We start from the raw sequence: 16,158 nt of genomic DNA, 5'->3' as shown, positions 1-16,158 counted from the left end.
CGGCACTATTCGCGGCTCGCGTCGATCGCCTGGGACAACCGCTCTACCCCGATGACCTCCATGTCGCCCACCTTGCCGCGCCGCGGCGCGTTGGCGGCGGGCACCACGGCGCGCCGGAACCCGTGCGTGGCCGCTTCCTTCAGGCGCTCGTCGCCGTTGGGCACGGGCCGGATCTCACCGGACAGCCCCACCTCGCCGAACGCGATGGTCTTCTCCGGCAGCGGGCGATCGCGCAGGCTCGACAGCACCGCCATGAGCACCGGCACGTCGGAGGCCGTTTCCTGCACGCGGATGCCGCCGACCACGTTGACGAAGACGTCCTGGTCGTACGCCGCGACGCCGCCATGCCGATGCAGCACCGCCAGCAGCATGGCGAGGCGGTTCTGCTCCAGGCCCAGCACGACGCGCCGCGGGTTGCCCAGCGACGACTGGTCGACCAGCGCCTGCACCTCCACCAGTAACGGCCGGGTGCCCTCACGGGTCACCATGACGGCGCTGCCAGGGGTCGGGCCCGCGTGGGCCGACAAGAAGATCGCGGAGGGATTCGGCACTTCGCGCAGCCCCTTCTCCGACATCGCGAACACGCCCAGTTCGTTCACCGCGCCGAAGCGGTTCTTGAAGGCGCGCAGCACGCGGAAGCGGCTGCCCGACTCGCCTTCGAAATAGAGCACCGCATCGACCATGTGCTCTAGCACGCGTGGGCCAGCGATGCCGCCTTCCTTGGTGACGTGGCCGACGAGGAAAACGGAGGTGCCGGTTTCCTTGGCGAAACGGGTCAGCTTGGCCGCCGATTCGCGCACCTGGCTCACCGAGCCCGGTGCCGCGGTCAGCAGCTCGGTCCAGATGGTCTGGATGGAATCGATGACCAGCACCCGCGGACGGGCCGTCGCCGCCTGCTCGAGGATACGCTCAATGCAGGTTTCGGCGAGCGCATGCAGCGGCGCGAGCGGCAGGTCGAGGCGCTGGGCCCGGCCGGCCACCTGGGCGAGCGATTCTTCGCCGGTGACATACAGGCTGGGCAGCACCGCGCCCAGGGTGCCCAGCATCTGCAGCAGCAGCGTCGACTTGCCGATGCCCGGGTCGCCGCCGATCAGCACCACCGACCCATCGACGAGGCCACCGCCCAGCACGCGATCGAGCTCACCGATGCCGGTGTGCGTGCGCGCCTCGGCCGTCAGCAGCACCTCGGTGAGCGGCGTGATTTTCGCCGCCCCGGCTCCGTCGCCCGCGTAGCCGCGCCGGGCGCCGGCCGACACGGCGGCCGGCTTCGCCGGCTGCACCACGAACTCGGAGAGCACGTTCCATTCGCCGCATTCGGCGCACTGGCCCTGCCACTTGCTGTGCTCGGCACCGCACTGGGTGCAGACGTAGGCGGTCTTGGCCTTGGCCATGGCGAGGGATTTCCGTCGTTCCAAACCCCCTATTTAACGCGAGCCTGTCGCAGGAAGCGATACGCGCGGGTCAGGCGTCGTCCTCGACGAAGAGCACGCGCCGCGTCATGCCGCACGTCAGGTCGTAGGCGATGGTGCCGGCGGACGCGGCGACGACCTCCACCGGCAGGCCCTCGCCCCACAGCGTGACGCGGTCGCCGACACGCGCCGACGGCGCGTTGCGCAAGTCGATCGTGATGAGGTCCATCGACACCCGACCGACGATCGACACCGGCACCCCGCCGACGAGCACGGGCGTGCCGGTGGCCGCACTGCGCGGGTAACCGTCGCCGTAACCGATCGCGGCGACGCCGATGGGCATGTCTTCGGGACAAACGTAGGTACCGTTGTAACCGACCCGCTCACCGCGGGCGAGCCGATTGATCGCCACCAGTCGCGTGGTGAGCGTCATGGCCGGGCGAAACCCGAAATCCGCGCCGGACGCGCCCTCCACCACCGACAGGCCATAGAGCAGGCCGCCCGTCCGCACCCAGTCGGCGCGGGCCTCCGGCCAGCCGAGCACCGCGGCGGAATTGGACAGGGCCCGCGGCCCCGGGAGCCCGTCGGTCGCCTCGCGGAACCGGGCCATCTGCTGGACCGTCGCTTCGCCCTGGAACACTTCGGAGGACGCGAAATGCGTCATCAGACCGACCTCGTCGTCCACCGCGGGCATGGCACGCAACGTGGCGTGGACCTCGCGCGCGCGGGACGGCGCGAAACCGAGCCGGTGCATGCCGGTGTCGATCTTCAACCAGACGCGGAGCGGTCCGCGGGCCGGATCGGCGCCCGCCAGCCACGGGAGTTGCGCGTCGTGATGGACGAGCGCCTCAAGCCGGAGGCGCTGCATTTCGGCAATGTCCGAGGGTGTGTCGGGTCCGGACAGCACGACGATGCGCTGCCGGTGTCCTGCCGCGCGCAGGCGCAGGCCATCGGCAATGGCGGCAACGGCGAACGCGTCCGCCTCGTCGTCGAGCGCACGCGCCACGCGTTCGAGCCCATGGCCGTAAGCGTCCGCCTTCACCACGGCCATGACGCGGGCATCGCCAGCGAGTCCGCGTATGCGTGCGAGGTTGTGACGCAGGGCGCCCAGGTGGATGGTGGCGACGGTGGTGCGGCTCATGAAACACACGGCAGGACGGCAAGTGACCACGCAGTCTAGCGGCAAGCCCCGGCCCCCGGCATGGCATGAATGTGGCGGGCGGCGGCCAACCGCCCGCCCCCGAGGTCATTTGGCCAGATCGAACCTTTCCGACGAGACCCAGCCCTTGTTGCCGTGCTCGTCTTCGACCTCCCACATCAGGCCCGCCTTGTTGCCGGTGGGATACACCATCATGCCCGGCTCCAGCGAACGCACGGCGACCTTGCCATCGGACGCCTTTGCCAGGCGCGTTTTCACCCGCACCGTGCCCGTCTGTCGACGACTGGCAGCCGACGCATCCGATGGCAGGCCACCGAGCTCGGACACGAGCTTCGTGTAAGCATCGAGGTAGGCCATGGCGATCACCTGCCCCTGGGTGGTACTGGCGTAGCCGCCCACGCCCGCGCCCGCCAGGCCACCCGGGCCCCAGAGCCCGCCGCCACCGCCGAAGCCGAGGTCATGCTTTTCACCGTGGCCTTCGACCAGGGCGACCTGTTCGGACGAACGCACGTCGGTGACGGTCAACACGACGTCGGCCGTTTTGGAACTGAGGCTGATCGCGCCCAGCAAGGCGCCGGCGCCGCCGCCCACCATCGCGCCGAGAGCCAGGCCACCCGCGTCCTTGTTGCTCGCCGTGAGGTCGGGAACCATCACGTAGTCGGCGGCCTTGATCTGGCCCTTGCCGACGTTCGAACCGCCGCGCAACTGGCCACCGGACGCCAGCTCGCGTTCGCGCATGGCGGCATTCATGCCCGTGCCGCGATCGACGAGGGAAAAGCAGCCGGACTTGGCCACGAATACCTTGATCAGCTTGGTCGGCGACGGCAGCTGCTGCTGGGTCCACCAGTGCACGTCGCCCTCAGGCTCGATGACCGACAGGCTGCCGAGCTTCTTCGCGCAATGCGGAATGGCGGCCACCCGGGCCTCGTGTTCGCGCTGTGACTTGGTCACCAGCGGATTAGCGGCGTTGCATGCGGTGAGCATGAACGTGGTGCCGATGACGGCGAGGGCACGCGCGCCCGGCCTGAGGTACTGCTCCATGGATGAATCCCTGTCCTTGCGCCCGAAAATGGAACCTGCCCGGCATTCGGGCACGAGGGCGGACAGGCTGTCGCGAGACCGGACGATGCTAAAGACGCACCGACGGACGCCCTATCGGCGGACCGGGGTCGAGCACGTGGGAATGGGCCGGCCGTGACGTAGGCGATCGACGATGCGACCGCCTGCCGTCGGGCGACGCCATTCGCGTCAGTCGAAGCTTCCGACGTAGGAATCCGGCGCCCAGTTCTCGAACTTGGTGTAGTGGCCGAGGAAGGCCAGCTTCACCGTGTCGGTCGGGCCGTTACGCTGTTTGCCGATGATGATTTCGGCCAGGCCCTTATCCGGCGATTCCTTGTTGTAGTAGTCGTCGCGGTAGATGAACATGATGACGTCGGCATCCTGCTCGATGGCGCCCGATTCGCGCAGGTCGGACATCATGGGGCGCTTGTCCGCACGCTGCTCGAGCGAGCGGTTGAGCTGCGACAGCGCGATCACGGGCACGTTGAGCTCCTTGGCCAACGCCTTCAGGCCGCGGGAAATCTCCGAGATTTCCGTCGCGCGGTTTTCGCTGTGGCCCGGCACCTGCATGAGCTGCAGGTAGTCGATGACGATAAGTCCGAGGCCGTGCTCACGCTGCAGGCGGCGCGAGCGCGAACGCATTTCGACCGGCGACATCGCTGGTGTGTCGTCGATGAATATCTTCGCGTCGGAGAGCATGGTGATGGCCGAGGTGACGCGTGGCCAGTCTTCCTCGGCGAGATCGCCGTTACGCAGGTTCTGCGCGTGGATGCGGCCCAGCGACGAAATCAGGCGGAAGGCCAGCTGCGAGGCCGACATTTCCATGGAGAACACCGCCACGGCCTTCTTGCCGCGCAACGCGGCGGCTTCGGCCAGGTTGAGCGCGAATGCGGTCTTACCCATCGACGGACGCGCCGCGATGATGATGAGGTCGGAAGGCTGCAGGCCGGCGGTGAGTTCGTCCAGATCGGTGAACCCCGTCGACAGGCCCGTGAGCTGGCCGCGGTTCTCATAGCGCTCGGTGAGCATGCGGAACGCATCGCTCACCGCCTCGCGCATGGAGACGATGTCTTTTTTACCGCGCGCGCCGGATTCGGCGATGCGGAACACGCGCTGCTCGGCGAGTTCCATCACCTCCTGCACGCTCTTGCCCTCGGGACGGAAGCCATCTTCGGTGATCGAGGTGCCGGCGTCGATCAACTTGCGCAGGACCGACTTCTCGCGAACGATGTCGCCATACGCGGCGATGTTCGCCGCGCTCGGCGTGGTGCTCGCCAGTTCGAGAAGGTAGGCGGCGCCGCCCGCCATCTCTTCCATGCCGTTGGCCTGAAACCACTCGCCCAGGGTGATGGCATCGCACGGCAGCCCCTTGCCCGCCAATTCGTTGATGGCGCGCCAGATGAAGCGGTGGTCTTTGCGGTAGAAGTCTTCGTCCGTGAGCCGATCGGCCACCTTGTCCAGCGAATCCGGCGACAGCATGAGGCCGCCCAGGACCGCCTGCTCCGCCTCGATGGAATGCGGGGGAACGCGCAGGGTGTCGATGGAGGGCACGCTGGATTCGCGCCGGCGGCGCCGCTCTCCGCGCTCGCCCCGCTCGTCGCGGTCGGGATGGAAGGACATGGATTACCTCGTGATGCGTCGGACGCCGACCCGGGGACGGCACGGCCGTGTAGGCCATCATACGCGCGCGCGTCGCATGCCGTGAGAGGATAACTCTGTGGATAACTTGTGGGTGACGGCCGCTGCACCGTCAAAGCGGGCGCACGTGCCGACCCAAACGAAAACGGGCGCCCCAGGGGCGCCCGTTCCACGACCTGCGGTCGAACGGTGCTTACGCGCCGACGACCTTGACCTTGACCGTCTGCTGCACGTCGGCGTGCAGGTTGACGATGACGTCGTATTCGCCGACGTTGCGGAAGGGGCCTTCGCCCTGGATGACTTCGCTCTTGTCGACGTCATGACCCTGGGCGGTGAGCGCTTCGGCGATATCGCGGGGGCTGACCGAGCCGAACAGCTTGCCTTCCGGCGAGGCGTTCACTTCGATCGTCACTTCGACGCCGTCGAGCTTGGCGGCACGGCCTTCGGCACCGGAAAGCTGGTCCTTGGCCCTGGCTTCGTACTCGGCGCGACGGGCTTCGAACGCAGCGATGTTGTCGGCGGTCGCGCGAGCGGCCTTGCCGGTGGGAAGGAGGAAGTTACGGCCATAACCCGGCTTGACGCTGACCTTGTCGCCGAGGTTGCCGAGGTTCTTCACCTTCTCGAGGAGAATGAGATCCATGGGATGTTCCTTTTCGTTAGCACGGGTTGGGCCCCGTGCAGCCAGGACGGTTGTCCGAAATCACGCCTTGGGGCAGCGCCTTTCCCCTCGTGGGCGAAAGGCGCGACCGATCAGACGTCGTGGTTGTCGGTGTACGGCAGCAGCGAGAGGAAGCGCGCGCGCTTGATGGCGGTCGCGAGCTGACGCTGGTAACGGGCCTTGGTGCCGGTGATGCGGCTCGGCACGATCTTGCCGTTCTCGGTGATGTACTGGCGGAGGGTGTTGAGATCCTTGTAATCGATCTCCTTCACGCCTTCGGCGGTGAAGCGGCAGAATTTGCGGCGACGGAAGAACTTGGACATGGCTGGATCCCCTATCAGTCGTCGCTGTCGCGATCGCTGTCGTTGTCGTTGTCGGCGCGGTCGTCGTCACGGCGGCGCGAACCCTTCTGCTCGTCCTTTTCCTTGCTCTTGAGGATGAAGGACTGCTCGGTGTCGGCTTCGTCGCGGCGGACCACGAGATGGCGAAGCACCGCGTCGTTGAAGCGGAAGCCCGTCTCGAGCTCGTTCAGGACGTTCTGGGTGACCTCGATGTTCAGCATCACGTAGTGAGCCTTGGCGAGGTTCTCGATCGGGTAGGCCAGCTGGCGGCGGCCCCAGTCTTCGAGGCGGTGGATCTTGCCGTTGTCGCCTTCGATCAGCGCCTTGTAGCGCTCGATCATGGCGGGCACCTGTTCGCTCTGGTCCGGATGGACCAGGAACACGACTTCATAATGACGCATGGTGGCTCCTTGTGGATGCACCCCTGGCGGGGATGGCAGCCTCCCGGGCGGACCGGTGAGGCAAGAAACCCCTCCGGGCGGAGAGGTAGCCGCGCATTGTAAGGGGCACGCCGGGGCACTTTCAAGCGGCGGGGCGCATCCGCGGCCGGCTCGCGCCCTTACGCGGCGCCAGGCTATCGTCGGGCGACGTGGGGTGGGCGCCCGGCGAACCTCGCCTCAGGAGACCGTAAAGCTTTCGCCGCACCCGCATTCGCCCGTGGCGTTCGGGTTGTGGAACACGAACGAGGCGTTAAGGCCCTGGCGCTGGAAATCGATCAGGGTGCCATCGACCAGGGGCAGGCTTTTCGGGTCGATGACCACGCGGATGCCGTCGATATCGAGCACCGCGTCGTCGGCGGCCACCACGCCGGCCAGGTCGACCACGTAGCCGAAGCCCGAGCAGCCCATCCGCTTGACGGCAAAGCGCACGCCCGCGGCCTCGGGCGCCCGGTCGAGGAAGGCGCGCATGCGGTCGGACGCGGCGGGAGTGATCTGGATGCTCATCGATTCGTCTTTTTGATCGTGCTAAATAGCCTTGGGCGGTGCCGTGGGGCCAAGCGTTACATTATCATGCGGGGTCGCCTTTCATGCGCCTAGATGTGGCGCCTTTTGCGGAGTTTCAATCCATGACGGTGGTAAGCGTCAAGCAGGCCCTCGCCGGCGGTACGTTGGCGGAACACGAGGTGACGGTGCGCGGCTGGGTGCGCACCCTGCGCGAATCGAAGGGCGGACTCTCGTTCGTGAACGTGAGCGACGGCTCCTGCTTCGCCCCCATCCAGGTGGTGGCCACCGCCGACCTGGCCAATTACGAGAGCGAGGTGAAGCACCTCTCGGCCGGCGCCGGGGTGATCGCCACCGGCCGTCTCGTGCCCTCCCAGGGCAAGGGCCAGGCGTTCGAGATCCAGGCCAGCGCGGTCGAGGTCACGGGGTTCGTCGAAGATCCCCTCACCTACCCCATCCAGCCCAAGCAGCATTCGATGGAGTTCCTGCGCGAAGTGGCCCACCTGCGCCCGCGCACCAACCTGTTCGGCGCGGTCACCCGCGTGCGCCATACGATGATGACGGCGATCCATCGCCTCCTCACGGAGCAGGGCTTCTTCTGGATCAACACCCCGATCATCACCACATCCGACGCCGAGGGCGCCGGGGACATGTTCCGCCTGTCCACGCTCGACCTCGCCAACCTCCCCCGCGACGACAAGGGCGGCATCGACTGGCGCAAGGATTTCTTCGGCCGCGAAGCCTTCCTCACCGTGTCGGGCCAGCTCAACGTCGAGGCCTACGCCCTGGCCATGAGCAAGGTCTACACCTTCGGCCCCACCTTCCGTGCCGAAAACTCGAACACCACCCGCCACCTGGCGGAGTTCTGGATGGTCGAGCCGGAGGTGGCCTTCGCCGACCTCAACGCCAACGCCGATCTGGCCGAACTCTTCCTCAAGGGCATCTTCAAGGCCGTGCTCGACGAGCGCGCGGACGACATGGCGTTCTTCGACGAACGCGTGATGCCGGGCACGGTCAAGCGCCTGGAAGACTTCATCGCCAAACCGTTCGAACGCATCGACTACACCGACGCGGTCGAGATCCTCCAGCGCTCCGGCAAGACGTTCGAACACCCCGTGGCCTGGGGCATCGACCTGCAGACCGAGCACGAGCGCTACCTCGCCGAGGAACATATCGGCCGTCCGGTGGTCGTGATGAACTACCCCGAGGCGATCAAGGCGTTCTACATGCGCCTGAACGACGACGGGAAGACCGTGGCCGCCATGGACGTGCTCGCGCCGGGCATCGGCGAGATCATCGGCGGTGCCCAGCGCGAAGAGCGCCTCGACTACCTTGACCGCCGCATGGACCAGTTCCACCTCGACAAGCACACCTACAACTGGTATCGCGACCTGCGCCGCTATGGCACGGTGCCCCACGCCGGTTTCGGCCTGGGTTTCGAGCGCCTCCTGGTCTACGTCTGCGGCCTGGGCAATATCCGCGATGCCATCCCCTACCCCCGGGCCGCCGGGAGCGCCGAGTTCTGATCCCACCCGCCATGCCTTCCTACCTGCTACGCACCGTCGTCCTCGTCGCCGCCCTGGTCCTGCTCGGTGCCTGCCGCTCGATCGTGCCGCCGAACTTCCGCCCGCCGGAAAATCCATCCGGCGGCGTGATGGCGGCGCGCAAGGCGCTGGACGACGCCACCTCATGCTGCAACAGCTACGCCGACCTGTCCTACCAGGACATGCTTCCGTGGCAACCGCAGCGTTTCGAGCTGAACAAGGACAGCCCCGTCGCCATGCTCGACGGCGACCGCAGCTATTTCCTGGCTTTCCGGCTCCCGCAGGGTGCCCAGTTGCCTTACACCATCGCGATGAAGTCCGAACTCAGCGGCCGCTGGCTGAGTTCCAGCTACCTCTTCGCGCCGACGGTCGTGGTGCTCGACGACGCCTTCCAGCCGCTGGTGTCGGAGGACATCGGGATGTGCGAGTACATCGGCTGGACGAGCGAGACCACTGGGGCCTTCGGCAAGATGGAGGTGAAAGACCCGCGCGCACGCTACCTCGTGGTGTATTCCTCGGCCAAGCAGCAAAAAGGCCAGACCTACTGGGAGCAATCGCCGACCACCTTCTCGGCCGAGGCGCCGGTGAAGATGAACTCCGCCGGCTCGTTCAAGATCCAGCACGGCCCGGACGGCGTGCTCTACGTCGGTATGGAAAACAGCACGTACAAGCGCGCGATCCAGAATGCCGTGTGTTCCAAGGCACAGCAGGGCGACGGCGTGATCAACACCCTGCGCAACGTGGTCACCACCGATCTTCTGGGCGACGACCCGGCCAAGAAAAAGAAGGCGGACTGATCCATGCCGGCCATCACCCTGGTCTACCTGTTGTTGATATTGGCGGCGGTGGTGTTGTTCGCGCTGCATTACATCGCCCAATGGCGGTTCACGGTGCTGATGCGCCGTCGGTATCCCAACCATTGGAAGACCATCATCGAGGCCGATACCGGGCGCCTCCAGGGCCTGGCCAACTACGGGCGCGTGCGTCGCGTGCTGAAGTCGGACGCACCCGCCCTGCTCGACGACGCGGCCCTGCTCCGCTGGCAAGGCTGGTGGCGACGAACGCCCTGGCTGGCGTGGCCGTGCTGGTTCGCCGCGTTGGCGTTACAGTGGTGGGCATTGCGGCACGGGTAACCGCTCATCCACCACGAGGGCCAGCATGGATCTTCGCCTCACCGGTCGTCACGCCCTCGTTTGCGGCGCCTCCCAGGGCATCGGCCGCGCCACCGCTTTCGAACTGGCCCAACTCGGCGCGAGCGTCACCCTGCTGGCCCGCTCCGGCGACGCACTGAAAGCCCTGGCGGCAGAGCTTCCCGCGGCGCAGGCCGGGCAGACGCACCGTCACGTCGTCGCGGACATGCTCGACACCGAGGCACTCGTGGCCGCCGTCGGCGAGGTGGTGGGCGACCACGCGGTGCACATCGTGGTCAACAACAGCGGCGGACCGCCGGGCGGGCCGATCTCGGCCGCCACGCCCGATGCCCTGCTCACCACCTACCGGCAACACCTGGTCTCGGCCCAGGTCGTGGTGCAAGCCTGCCTGCCGGGCATGCGCCAAGCCCGATATGGGCGGGTGGTCAACGTCATCTCCACGTCGGTCAAGGAGCCCATCCCGAACCTGGGCGTCTCCAACACCGTGCGTGCGGCCGTGGCGGCGTGGGCGAAGACGATGTCGGTCGAAGTGGCCGCCGATGGCATCACGGTGAACAACGTGCTGCCCGGCTATACCCGCACGGCCCGACTGGCCTCGATCATCGATGCCGGCATGCAAGCCGGGCGTAGCCGCGAGGATGTCGAGCGCGGCATGCTGGCCGGCGTACCGGCGGCCCGCTTCGGCGATCCGGCGGAGGTGGCGGCCCTGATCGCCTTCCTCGCCAGCCCCGCCGCCGGTTACGTCAACGGCACCAGCATCGCGGTCGACGGCGGCCGCACCCGTAGCCTCAGCTGACCGGAGCGCGCCATGCTTGTGTTCGCGAACCTCATCGACGGCCGCGCGCGCGCGCCCCGCGAGGGGCGATACCTGGCGGTGGTGGATCCGGCCACCGGCCACGCCTTCGCGCGCTGCCCCGACTCCAGCGATGACGACGTGGCCGACGCCACCGCGGCGGCGACCCGCGCCGCGCCCGGCTGGGCCGCCACGCCGATCGAGGCCCGCGCACGCTGCCTGCGACGCCTCGCCGATCTCATCGAGGCGCGCCTGGACCCGTTCGCCGACGCCGAGTCGCTGGACAGCGGCAAGCCGCTGGCCCTCGCTCGCTCCCTCGACATCCCGCGCGCCGTCGCCAACCTGCGTTTTTTCGCCTCGGCGATCGAAGCGTGGCATGGCGAGTCGCATGCGATGGCGCAGGGTGCCATCAACTACACGCTGCACCTGCCGCTGGGCGTGGTCGGCTGCATCAGCCCGTGGAACCTGCCGCTCTACCTGTTCACCTGGAAGATCGCGCCGGCCCTCGCCGCGGGCAACGCCGTCGTCGCGAAACCGTCGGAAGTGACACCCTACACGGCCTGGTTGCTAGGCACGCTCGTGGACGAAGCCGGCTTTCCACCCGGCGTGCTCAACATCGTGCACGGCACCGGACCGGTCGTCGGAGAGGCCATCGTGCGGCACGCCCAGGTCAAGGCGGTCTCGTTCACCGGCAGCACGCGCACCGGTGTCGCCATCGCAACGGCAGCGGCCCCGTCATTGAAGAAAGTGTCCCTGGAACTGGGCGGGAAAAACCCGGCGATCGTGTTCGACGACGCCGACCTGTCCGACGCGACGATGGCGACGATCGTGCGCTCGGGTTTCGCCAACCAGGGCGAGATCTGCCTGTGCGGATCGCGCCTGCTCGTGCAACGAGGCATTTACGAGCGCTTTCGCGACGCCTACGTGGCACGCGTGCGCGCCCTCCGCGTGGGCGATCCCCGCGACCCGTCGAGCGACCTGGGCGCACTGGTGTCGGAGGCGCACTTCGACAAGGTAAGCGCGTGCATCCAGCGCGCGCGCGACGAGGGCGGCCGGGTGCTGGCCGGCGGCGACCGCATCGTCTCCGACGGACGCTGCGCGGACGGCTGGTTTATCCAGCCGACGGTGATCGACGGACTCTCCCCGGAAAGCGCCACGAACCAGGACGAAATCTTCGGCCCCGTCGTGACGCTGATCCCGTTCGACGACGAGGCCGAAGCGCTGGCGATCGCCAACGGCACACCCTATGGACTGGCCGCCTCGGTGTGGACGCGCGACCTGGGCCGGGCCCATCGCCTGGCGGCGGGGCTGGCATTCGGCATCGTGTGGGTCAACTGCTGGATGCTACGCGACCTGCGCACCCCGTTCGGCGGCAGCAAACAATCCGGTTTAGGCCGCGAAGGCGGCACGGATGCCCTTCGATTTTTTACCGAGGCACGCAATGTCTGCATCGACTACCGGTCGTGACGTCATCCGCGTCGACGGCGCGCCCGCGCCGGTCGGCGCCTATCCCCACGCGCGCCGCGTGGGCGAGTTGTTGTTCCTGTCGGGCATTGGCCCGCGCGTGCCGGGCAGCGACGCCATCGCGCCGGGCATCGAAGGCCAGTGCCGGCAGGTGTTCGCCAACGTGCGCGCGGTGCTCGAAGCCAGCGGTGCACGCTTCGAGGACCTCGTGGACGTCACCGTCTACCTCACCGACATGAAGAACGACTTCGCCACCTACAACCGCCTGTATGCCGAGGCCTTCGCGGGCGTGGACGCCTGCCGCACGACCGTCGAGGTCAACGCGCTGCCGACGCCGATCGCCATCGAGCTGAAATGCATCGCCGCGCTCACGATGTGAATCGAGGCGACCGGATCACGCCGCGAGGCAGGCCCTGAGCAGGGCGTCGAGCGTCACCTGCACGTTCGCGGCTTTCCGGGGCAGGTAGGCGAAGCTGTCTTCGTCCATGTAGGTGTCCTGCGACAGTTCGAGCTGCACCGCGTCGACGCCGTCGTCCGGCCGGCCGTAATGGCGGGTGATGTACCCGCCCTTGAAGCGCCCGTTCGCCACCCACGCATAGTCGTTCTGCGCTTCGAGCACCGCCGTGAGCCGCGCCTGCAAGGCAGGCGAACAACTCGCGCCGTCGGCCGTGCCGAGGTTGAGGTCGGGCAGGCGCCCGTCGAACAGCATGGGCACGTGGCTGCGGATGGAATGACCTTCCCACAGCACCACGCGACCGTGCTTCTTGCGCAGGCGCGAGAGCTCATCGGCAAGCGCGCGATGGTAGGGTTTCCACCATGTCTTGATGCGTTGGGCGATTTCCTCCGCCGCCGGCTCGGCGCCGGGGCGGTAGATGTCGTTGCCGTCGAACTGCACCGTCGGCACGAGCCCGGTTTCCTTGCGGCCCGGATACAGCGCGTGGCCGTCGGAGGGGCGGTTCAGATCGACCACGTAACGCGACGCGACCGGCACGAGGATGCTGGCACCGAGGCCCCGGGCGAAGGCGTAGAGCTCCTTCACGTGCCAGTCGGTGTCCGCCGAACGTCGCGCGGGCCGCTTCATGCGGGCTTCGATGTCCTTGGGAATAAAGCTGCCGTTGTGCGGCAGGCTGACCAGGAGCGGCGCGGTGCCGCGATGGAGGGTGTAAGAGTCCATCCCGTCAGTGTAACGCTCAACCGGGCACGCGATCGCCCATCGTGACCATTTCCTCCGAGGACGTGGGATGGATGGCCAGGGTGGCGTCGAAATCGCATTTGCGCGCGCCCATCTTGATCGCCACCGCGAAGCCCTGGAGCATCTCGTCCACACCGGGACCGAGCATCTGCATGCCGACGATGCGGGAGTCGTCGCCCACGCAGATGAGCTTGAAGCGAACGTACATCGGCCGGTCGGCCAGGGCGAGCTGCATCGGCACGAACGATTGCTTGTAGAGGTGCACGGCATCGCCGTAAGCCTCCCTCGCCTGCTGTTCCGACATGCCGACGGTACCCAGCGGCGGATGCGCGAACACCACGCTGGGTACATTGACGTCGTCCAGTTTGGCGTCCGGCTGGCCGCCGAACAGACGGTCGGCGAGCTTGCGTCCCGCCGAGACGGCAACCGGCGTAAGGGCGAGTCGCTGGGTGACGTCACCTACCGCGTAGATGCCCGGCACGTTGGTATGTTGCGCGTCGTCGACCACGATGTGGCCCGTCTCGTCGAGCGCGAGGCCGACGCGCTCCACATCGAGCGACGCCGTATAACCGTGCCGCCCGACGGCCCATATAAGCAGGTCGTAAGGGCCCGGGTGCGAACCCTTGTCGCAGTCGAGCAGCAACACACCGTCCTTTTCGTGCACCGCTTCCACCTGGCAGGTGTAATGGATGCCGATGCCGTGCTTTTTCATCTCGTCGCCGAGGTGATAGGCCATTTCCTCGTCGAAGCCGCTCATGAGGCGTCCCCGCACGTACATGTCCACCTCGCTGCCCAGCGCGCGCAGCACACCGGCCAGTTCCACCGCGATGTAGCCGCCGCCGACGATGGCCGTGCGGTGCGGCGACTGGCGCAGGTCGAAAAAGCCGTCGGACGTGACGCCCAGGTCGAAGCCCGGTTTATCGAGCCGGTTCGGTCGCGAACCGGTCGCCACCACGATGTGTGGTGCGGTCAGCACGCGATCGCCCGCCGCCACGTGGTCCGCCGAAAGAAACCGCGCGGTCGCCTGCACGAGCGTGACGTGGTTCTTGTCCAGTTGCTGGCGATAGCTGGCGTGGATGCGCTCGATGTAGGCATCGCGGCGCGCGATGAAGCCCGGCCAGTCGAGCCTGCCCGGACGGTCGGCAAAGCCGTAGTCGGCGGCGATGTATTGCGCGTGGGCCATCTGCGCGGCGTACCACATCGCTTTTTTCGGCACGCAGCCGCTGTTGACGCAGGTGCCGCCCAGATCCTTCGGCTCGACCAGCGCCACCCTCGCCCCGTGCTTCGAGGCGCGGATCGCCGCCGCGAGTCCGCCCGAGCCGCCGCCGATGACGATCAGATCGAAGGCTTCGGCGGTCATGCGCTACTCCTCACGGTACGAAAGGCCGCACCCTAGCAGGGCGTCGGCGCAACGCTGCGTCAACGGCCTTCACAGCCCGAAGCGCGAGGGCGAATACGGCGTGGGATCAAGCGTTGGCGCGGGCCCGGCCAGCAGGCTGGCGACCAATTCGCCGGTCGCCGCCGACATGCTGATGCCGAGCATGCCGTGCGCCGTGGCATACGTGAGGTTCGACCAGCGACCGCTGGGACCGATGATCGGCACCTCGTCCACGCTCATCGGCCGCCAGCCCCACCAGGGCACCGCCTCGCCCTGCCCTTCCGGCTCATGCAGGTAGGCGGCGGCACCCCGCCGCAGCGCCTCGATGCGCACGGGATTGAGGCTTTCGTCGAAGCCGGAGAACTCCATGGTGCTGCCCAGCCGATAGCCGGAGGCCCAGGGCGTCACGCACACGCTCGCTTCGCGCAGCACGAGCGAGTGATGCGGCGCGCGTACGGGGGGCGTGTCCCATGTCAGCGAGTAACCCTTGCCCGGCTGCATCGGCAGCCTGACGTCGAGCAGACGGCCGAGCAGCGGCGACCACGCCCCGAGCGCCATCACCACCCGGTCGCCACTGAAGACACCCCCGGCGGTCCGCACGTGCGACACGCGGCTGCCCTCGTTGACGAAGGCATCGATTCGCGCGCCGGTCTCGATGGCGCCGCCCAGTTCGCGCACGCGGCGCGCGAGTTCGGCGACGTAGCGATGCGGGCGCAGGCGCGCGTCGCCGGGGTGAAGGAGGCCGCCGACGACGCCCTCGCGCAGGCAAGGTTCCTGTGCCATCGCGTCGTCCCCATGCAGCGGGCGCACGTCCATGCCGAGGTCGCGCAGCAGGTCGACGTGGGCACGGTCGGCATCCAGGGTGCGGCGATCGCGATAGACGTAGAGCTCGCCCACCGTCTCGAATTCGCAGTCGAGGCCTTCGCTGGCGACGAGCTCGCCCAGCAAGGCCCGCGACCGCGCCAGGAGCACCCCTCGCGCCTCGCCGGCCCGGCGGTAGTCGGCCCAGGTGCAACGGCGAGCGAAACCGAGCAGCCAGCGCGCACGTTCGGGGTCGGGACGGGGGTTGACGTAGAGGGGCGCGTCGCGCCGCAGCAGCGAACGCAGCGCGGTGCCCACCATGCCGGGCATCGTCAACGGGCCGGCATGGCTCGGCGTGATCGTGCCGCAGTTGCCGTGCGAGCTGCCGCTGCCAGGCAGGCCCTGCTCCAGCACGCGCACCGATGCGCCGGACTTGAGGAGGTAGAGCGCGCACGCCAGGCCGATGACGCCGCCGCCCAGGATCACTACGTCGCTTCGGGAAGGGTCCATCCGGCGATTCTAGCGGCGCGGACGGCCCTTCCCGGGGCTGTCCGGGAACTGAATTAGCGCGTTTTCACAGGTATTCCTTGCAACTCATTGATTTGTTAACCTCCTGACGCCGATCCTGAC

17 protein-coding genes are annotated in these 16,158 nt (G+C 67.7%); 6 read left to right on the top strand and 11 right to left on the bottom strand.

Annotated elements, in window-relative coordinates:
- Positions 1-5: 5 nt before the first annotated feature.
- From radA to PI246_RS03340, 8 genes are all read right to left on the bottom strand, one after another.
- On the bottom strand, positions 6-1,391 hold the full coding sequence (gene radA / locus PI246_RS03375) for a DNA repair protein RadA (RefSeq protein ID WP_320549871.1): 1,386 nt from the start codon (positions 1,389-1,391) through the stop codon (positions 6-8).
- A 70-nt stretch (positions 1,392-1,461) separates the two neighbouring features.
- On the bottom strand, positions 1,462-2,550 hold the full coding sequence (alr, locus tag PI246_RS03370) for an alanine racemase (RefSeq protein WP_320549870.1): 1,089 nt from the start codon (positions 2,548-2,550) through the stop codon (positions 1,462-1,464).
- 105 nt (positions 2,551-2,655) lie between these two features.
- Positions 2,656-3,609 carry a CsgG/HfaB family protein gene (locus PI246_RS03365; protein ID WP_320549869.1) on the bottom strand — a complete coding sequence of 318 codons (954 nt, stop codon included), beginning with the start codon at positions 3,607-3,609 and terminating at the stop codon, positions 2,656-2,658.
- A gap of 207 nt (positions 3,610-3,816) precedes the next feature.
- Positions 3,817-5,247: a replicative DNA helicase gene (locus PI246_RS03360; RefSeq protein ID WP_320549868.1), complete on the bottom strand. Its 1,431-nt coding sequence runs from the start codon at positions 5,245-5,247 to the stop codon at positions 3,817-3,819.
- A 211-nt stretch (positions 5,248-5,458) separates the two neighbouring features.
- Positions 5,459-5,905, bottom strand: a complete 447-nt coding sequence (rplI, locus tag PI246_RS03355; RefSeq protein WP_320549867.1) for a 50S ribosomal protein L9 — start codon at positions 5,903-5,905, stop codon at positions 5,459-5,461.
- Between the two features lie 110 nt (positions 5,906-6,015).
- Positions 6,016-6,246, bottom strand: a complete 231-nt coding sequence (rpsR, locus tag PI246_RS03350; protein WP_045830959.1) for a 30S ribosomal protein S18 — start codon at positions 6,244-6,246, stop codon at positions 6,016-6,018.
- Positions 6,247-6,260: 14 nt separating this feature from the next.
- Positions 6,261-6,665 (bottom strand): 30S ribosomal protein S6, encoded by a 405-nt coding sequence (gene rpsF / locus PI246_RS03345; RefSeq protein ID WP_320549866.1) that lies wholly within the window; start codon positions 6,663-6,665, stop codon positions 6,261-6,263.
- A 216-nt stretch (positions 6,666-6,881) separates the two neighbouring features.
- Complete coding sequence (locus PI246_RS03340; protein ID WP_320549865.1) at positions 6,882-7,208, bottom strand: HesB/IscA family protein; 327 nt, start codon at positions 7,206-7,208, stop codon at positions 6,882-6,884.
- A gap of 122 nt (positions 7,209-7,330) precedes the next feature.
- Between PI246_RS03340 and asnS the strand changes: the two genes are divergently transcribed.
- Genes asnS through PI246_RS03310 form a run of 6 tightly spaced genes read left to right on the top strand, consistent with a single transcriptional unit; the run spans position 7,331 to position 12,536 of the window.
- The gene (gene asnS, locus PI246_RS03335) at positions 7,331-8,731 is read left to right on the top strand and encodes an asparagine--tRNA ligase (RefSeq protein WP_320549864.1); all 1,401 of its coding nucleotides are present in this window, start codon (positions 7,331-7,333) and stop codon (positions 8,729-8,731) included.
- 11 nt (positions 8,732-8,742) lie between these two features.
- Positions 8,743-9,546: a MalM family protein gene (locus PI246_RS03330; protein ID WP_320549863.1), complete on the top strand. Its 804-nt coding sequence runs from the start codon at positions 8,743-8,745 to the stop codon at positions 9,544-9,546.
- A gap of 3 nt (positions 9,547-9,549) precedes the next feature.
- Positions 9,550-9,882, top strand: a complete 333-nt coding sequence (locus PI246_RS03325) for a hypothetical protein (protein WP_320549862.1) — start codon at positions 9,550-9,552, stop codon at positions 9,880-9,882.
- Between the two features lie 25 nt (positions 9,883-9,907).
- Positions 9,908-10,696: an SDR family oxidoreductase gene (locus PI246_RS03320; RefSeq protein WP_320549861.1), complete on the top strand. Its 789-nt coding sequence runs from the start codon at positions 9,908-9,910 to the stop codon at positions 10,694-10,696.
- 12 nt (positions 10,697-10,708) lie between these two features.
- Positions 10,709-12,160, top strand: coding sequence for an aldehyde dehydrogenase (locus PI246_RS03315; RefSeq protein ID WP_320549860.1), 1,452 nt, complete (start codon positions 10,709-10,711; stop codon positions 12,158-12,160).
- Entirely contained in the window at positions 12,135-12,536 is a 402-nt protein-coding gene (locus tag PI246_RS03310) for a RidA family protein (protein ID WP_320549859.1), read from the top strand. The genes PI246_RS03315 and PI246_RS03310 overlap by 26 nt, the downstream gene beginning before the upstream one ends.
- Before the next feature lie 15 nt (positions 12,537-12,551).
- Here the strand turns inward: PI246_RS03310 and hutG are convergent, their stop codons facing one another.
- From hutG to PI246_RS03295, 3 genes are all read right to left on the bottom strand, one after another.
- A complete protein-coding gene (gene hutG, locus PI246_RS03305) occupies positions 12,552-13,331 on the bottom strand; it encodes an N-formylglutamate deformylase (protein WP_320549858.1) in 780 nt (259 codons plus the stop codon).
- A 16-nt stretch (positions 13,332-13,347) separates the two neighbouring features.
- Positions 13,348-14,709, bottom strand: a complete 1,362-nt coding sequence (gene gorA / locus PI246_RS03300) for a glutathione-disulfide reductase (protein ID WP_320549857.1) — start codon at positions 14,707-14,709, stop codon at positions 13,348-13,350.
- 69 nt (positions 14,710-14,778) lie between these two features.
- A complete protein-coding gene (locus PI246_RS03295; RefSeq protein WP_320549856.1) occupies positions 14,779-16,038 on the bottom strand; it encodes an NAD(P)/FAD-dependent oxidoreductase in 1,260 nt (419 codons plus the stop codon).
- Positions 16,039-16,158 lie beyond the last annotated feature (120 nt).

The sequence above is a fragment of the Luteibacter sahnii genome (genome assembly GCF_034063545.1).
In the GTDB taxonomy this organism is placed as follows: Bacteria; Pseudomonadota; Gammaproteobacteria; order Xanthomonadales; family Rhodanobacteraceae; genus Luteibacter; species Luteibacter sahnii.
Note: the sequence above shows the minus strand (reverse complement) of the source record. Positions and strands in the feature narration are given on the sequence as shown.

Excerpts from the sequence above, each read along its gene's own strand:
- asnS (WP_320549864.1), top strand. The coding sequence starts at position 7,331 with ATGACGGTGGTAAGCGTCAAGCAGGCCCTCGCCGGCGGTACGTTGGCG.
- alr (WP_320549870.1), bottom strand. The coding sequence starts at position 2,550 with ATGAGCCGCACCACCGTCGCCACCATCCACCTGGGCGCCCTGCGTCAC.
- PI246_RS03365 (WP_320549869.1), bottom strand. The coding sequence starts at position 3,609 with ATGGAGCAGTACCTCAGGCCGGGCGCGCGTGCCCTCGCCGTCATCGGC.
- hutG (WP_320549858.1), bottom strand. The coding sequence starts at position 13,331 with ATGGACTCTTACACCCTCCATCGCGGCACCGCGCCGCTCCTGGTCAGC.
- PI246_RS03360 (WP_320549868.1), bottom strand. The coding sequence starts at position 5,247 with ATGTCCTTCCATCCCGACCGCGACGAGCGGGGCGAGCGCGGAGAGCGG.
- PI246_RS03330 (WP_320549863.1), top strand. The coding sequence starts at position 8,743 with ATGCCTTCCTACCTGCTACGCACCGTCGTCCTCGTCGCCGCCCTGGTC.
- PI246_RS03310 (WP_320549859.1), top strand. The coding sequence starts at position 12,135 with ATGTCTGCATCGACTACCGGTCGTGACGTCATCCGCGTCGACGGCGCG.
- PI246_RS03295 (WP_320549856.1), bottom strand. The coding sequence starts at position 16,038 with ATGGACCCTTCCCGAAGCGACGTAGTGATCCTGGGCGGCGGCGTCATC.
- PI246_RS03325 (WP_320549862.1), top strand. The coding sequence starts at position 9,550 with ATGCCGGCCATCACCCTGGTCTACCTGTTGTTGATATTGGCGGCGGTG.
- PI246_RS03340 (WP_320549865.1), bottom strand. The coding sequence starts at position 7,208 with ATGAGCATCCAGATCACTCCCGCCGCGTCCGACCGCATGCGCGCCTTC.
- PI246_RS03320 (WP_320549861.1), top strand. The coding sequence starts at position 9,908 with ATGGATCTTCGCCTCACCGGTCGTCACGCCCTCGTTTGCGGCGCCTCC.
- gorA (WP_320549857.1), bottom strand. The coding sequence starts at position 14,709 with ATGACCGCCGAAGCCTTCGATCTGATCGTCATCGGCGGCGGCTCGGGC.
- rpsF (WP_320549866.1), bottom strand. The coding sequence starts at position 6,665 with ATGCGTCATTATGAAGTCGTGTTCCTGGTCCATCCGGACCAGAGCGAA.
- rplI (WP_320549867.1), bottom strand. The coding sequence starts at position 5,905 with ATGGATCTCATTCTCCTCGAGAAGGTGAAGAACCTCGGCAACCTCGGC.
- rpsR (WP_045830959.1), bottom strand. The coding sequence starts at position 6,246 with ATGTCCAAGTTCTTCCGTCGCCGCAAATTCTGCCGCTTCACCGCCGAA.
- PI246_RS03315 (WP_320549860.1), top strand. The coding sequence starts at position 10,709 with ATGCTTGTGTTCGCGAACCTCATCGACGGCCGCGCGCGCGCGCCCCGC.
- radA (WP_320549871.1), bottom strand. The coding sequence starts at position 1,391 with ATGGCCAAGGCCAAGACCGCCTACGTCTGCACCCAGTGCGGTGCCGAG.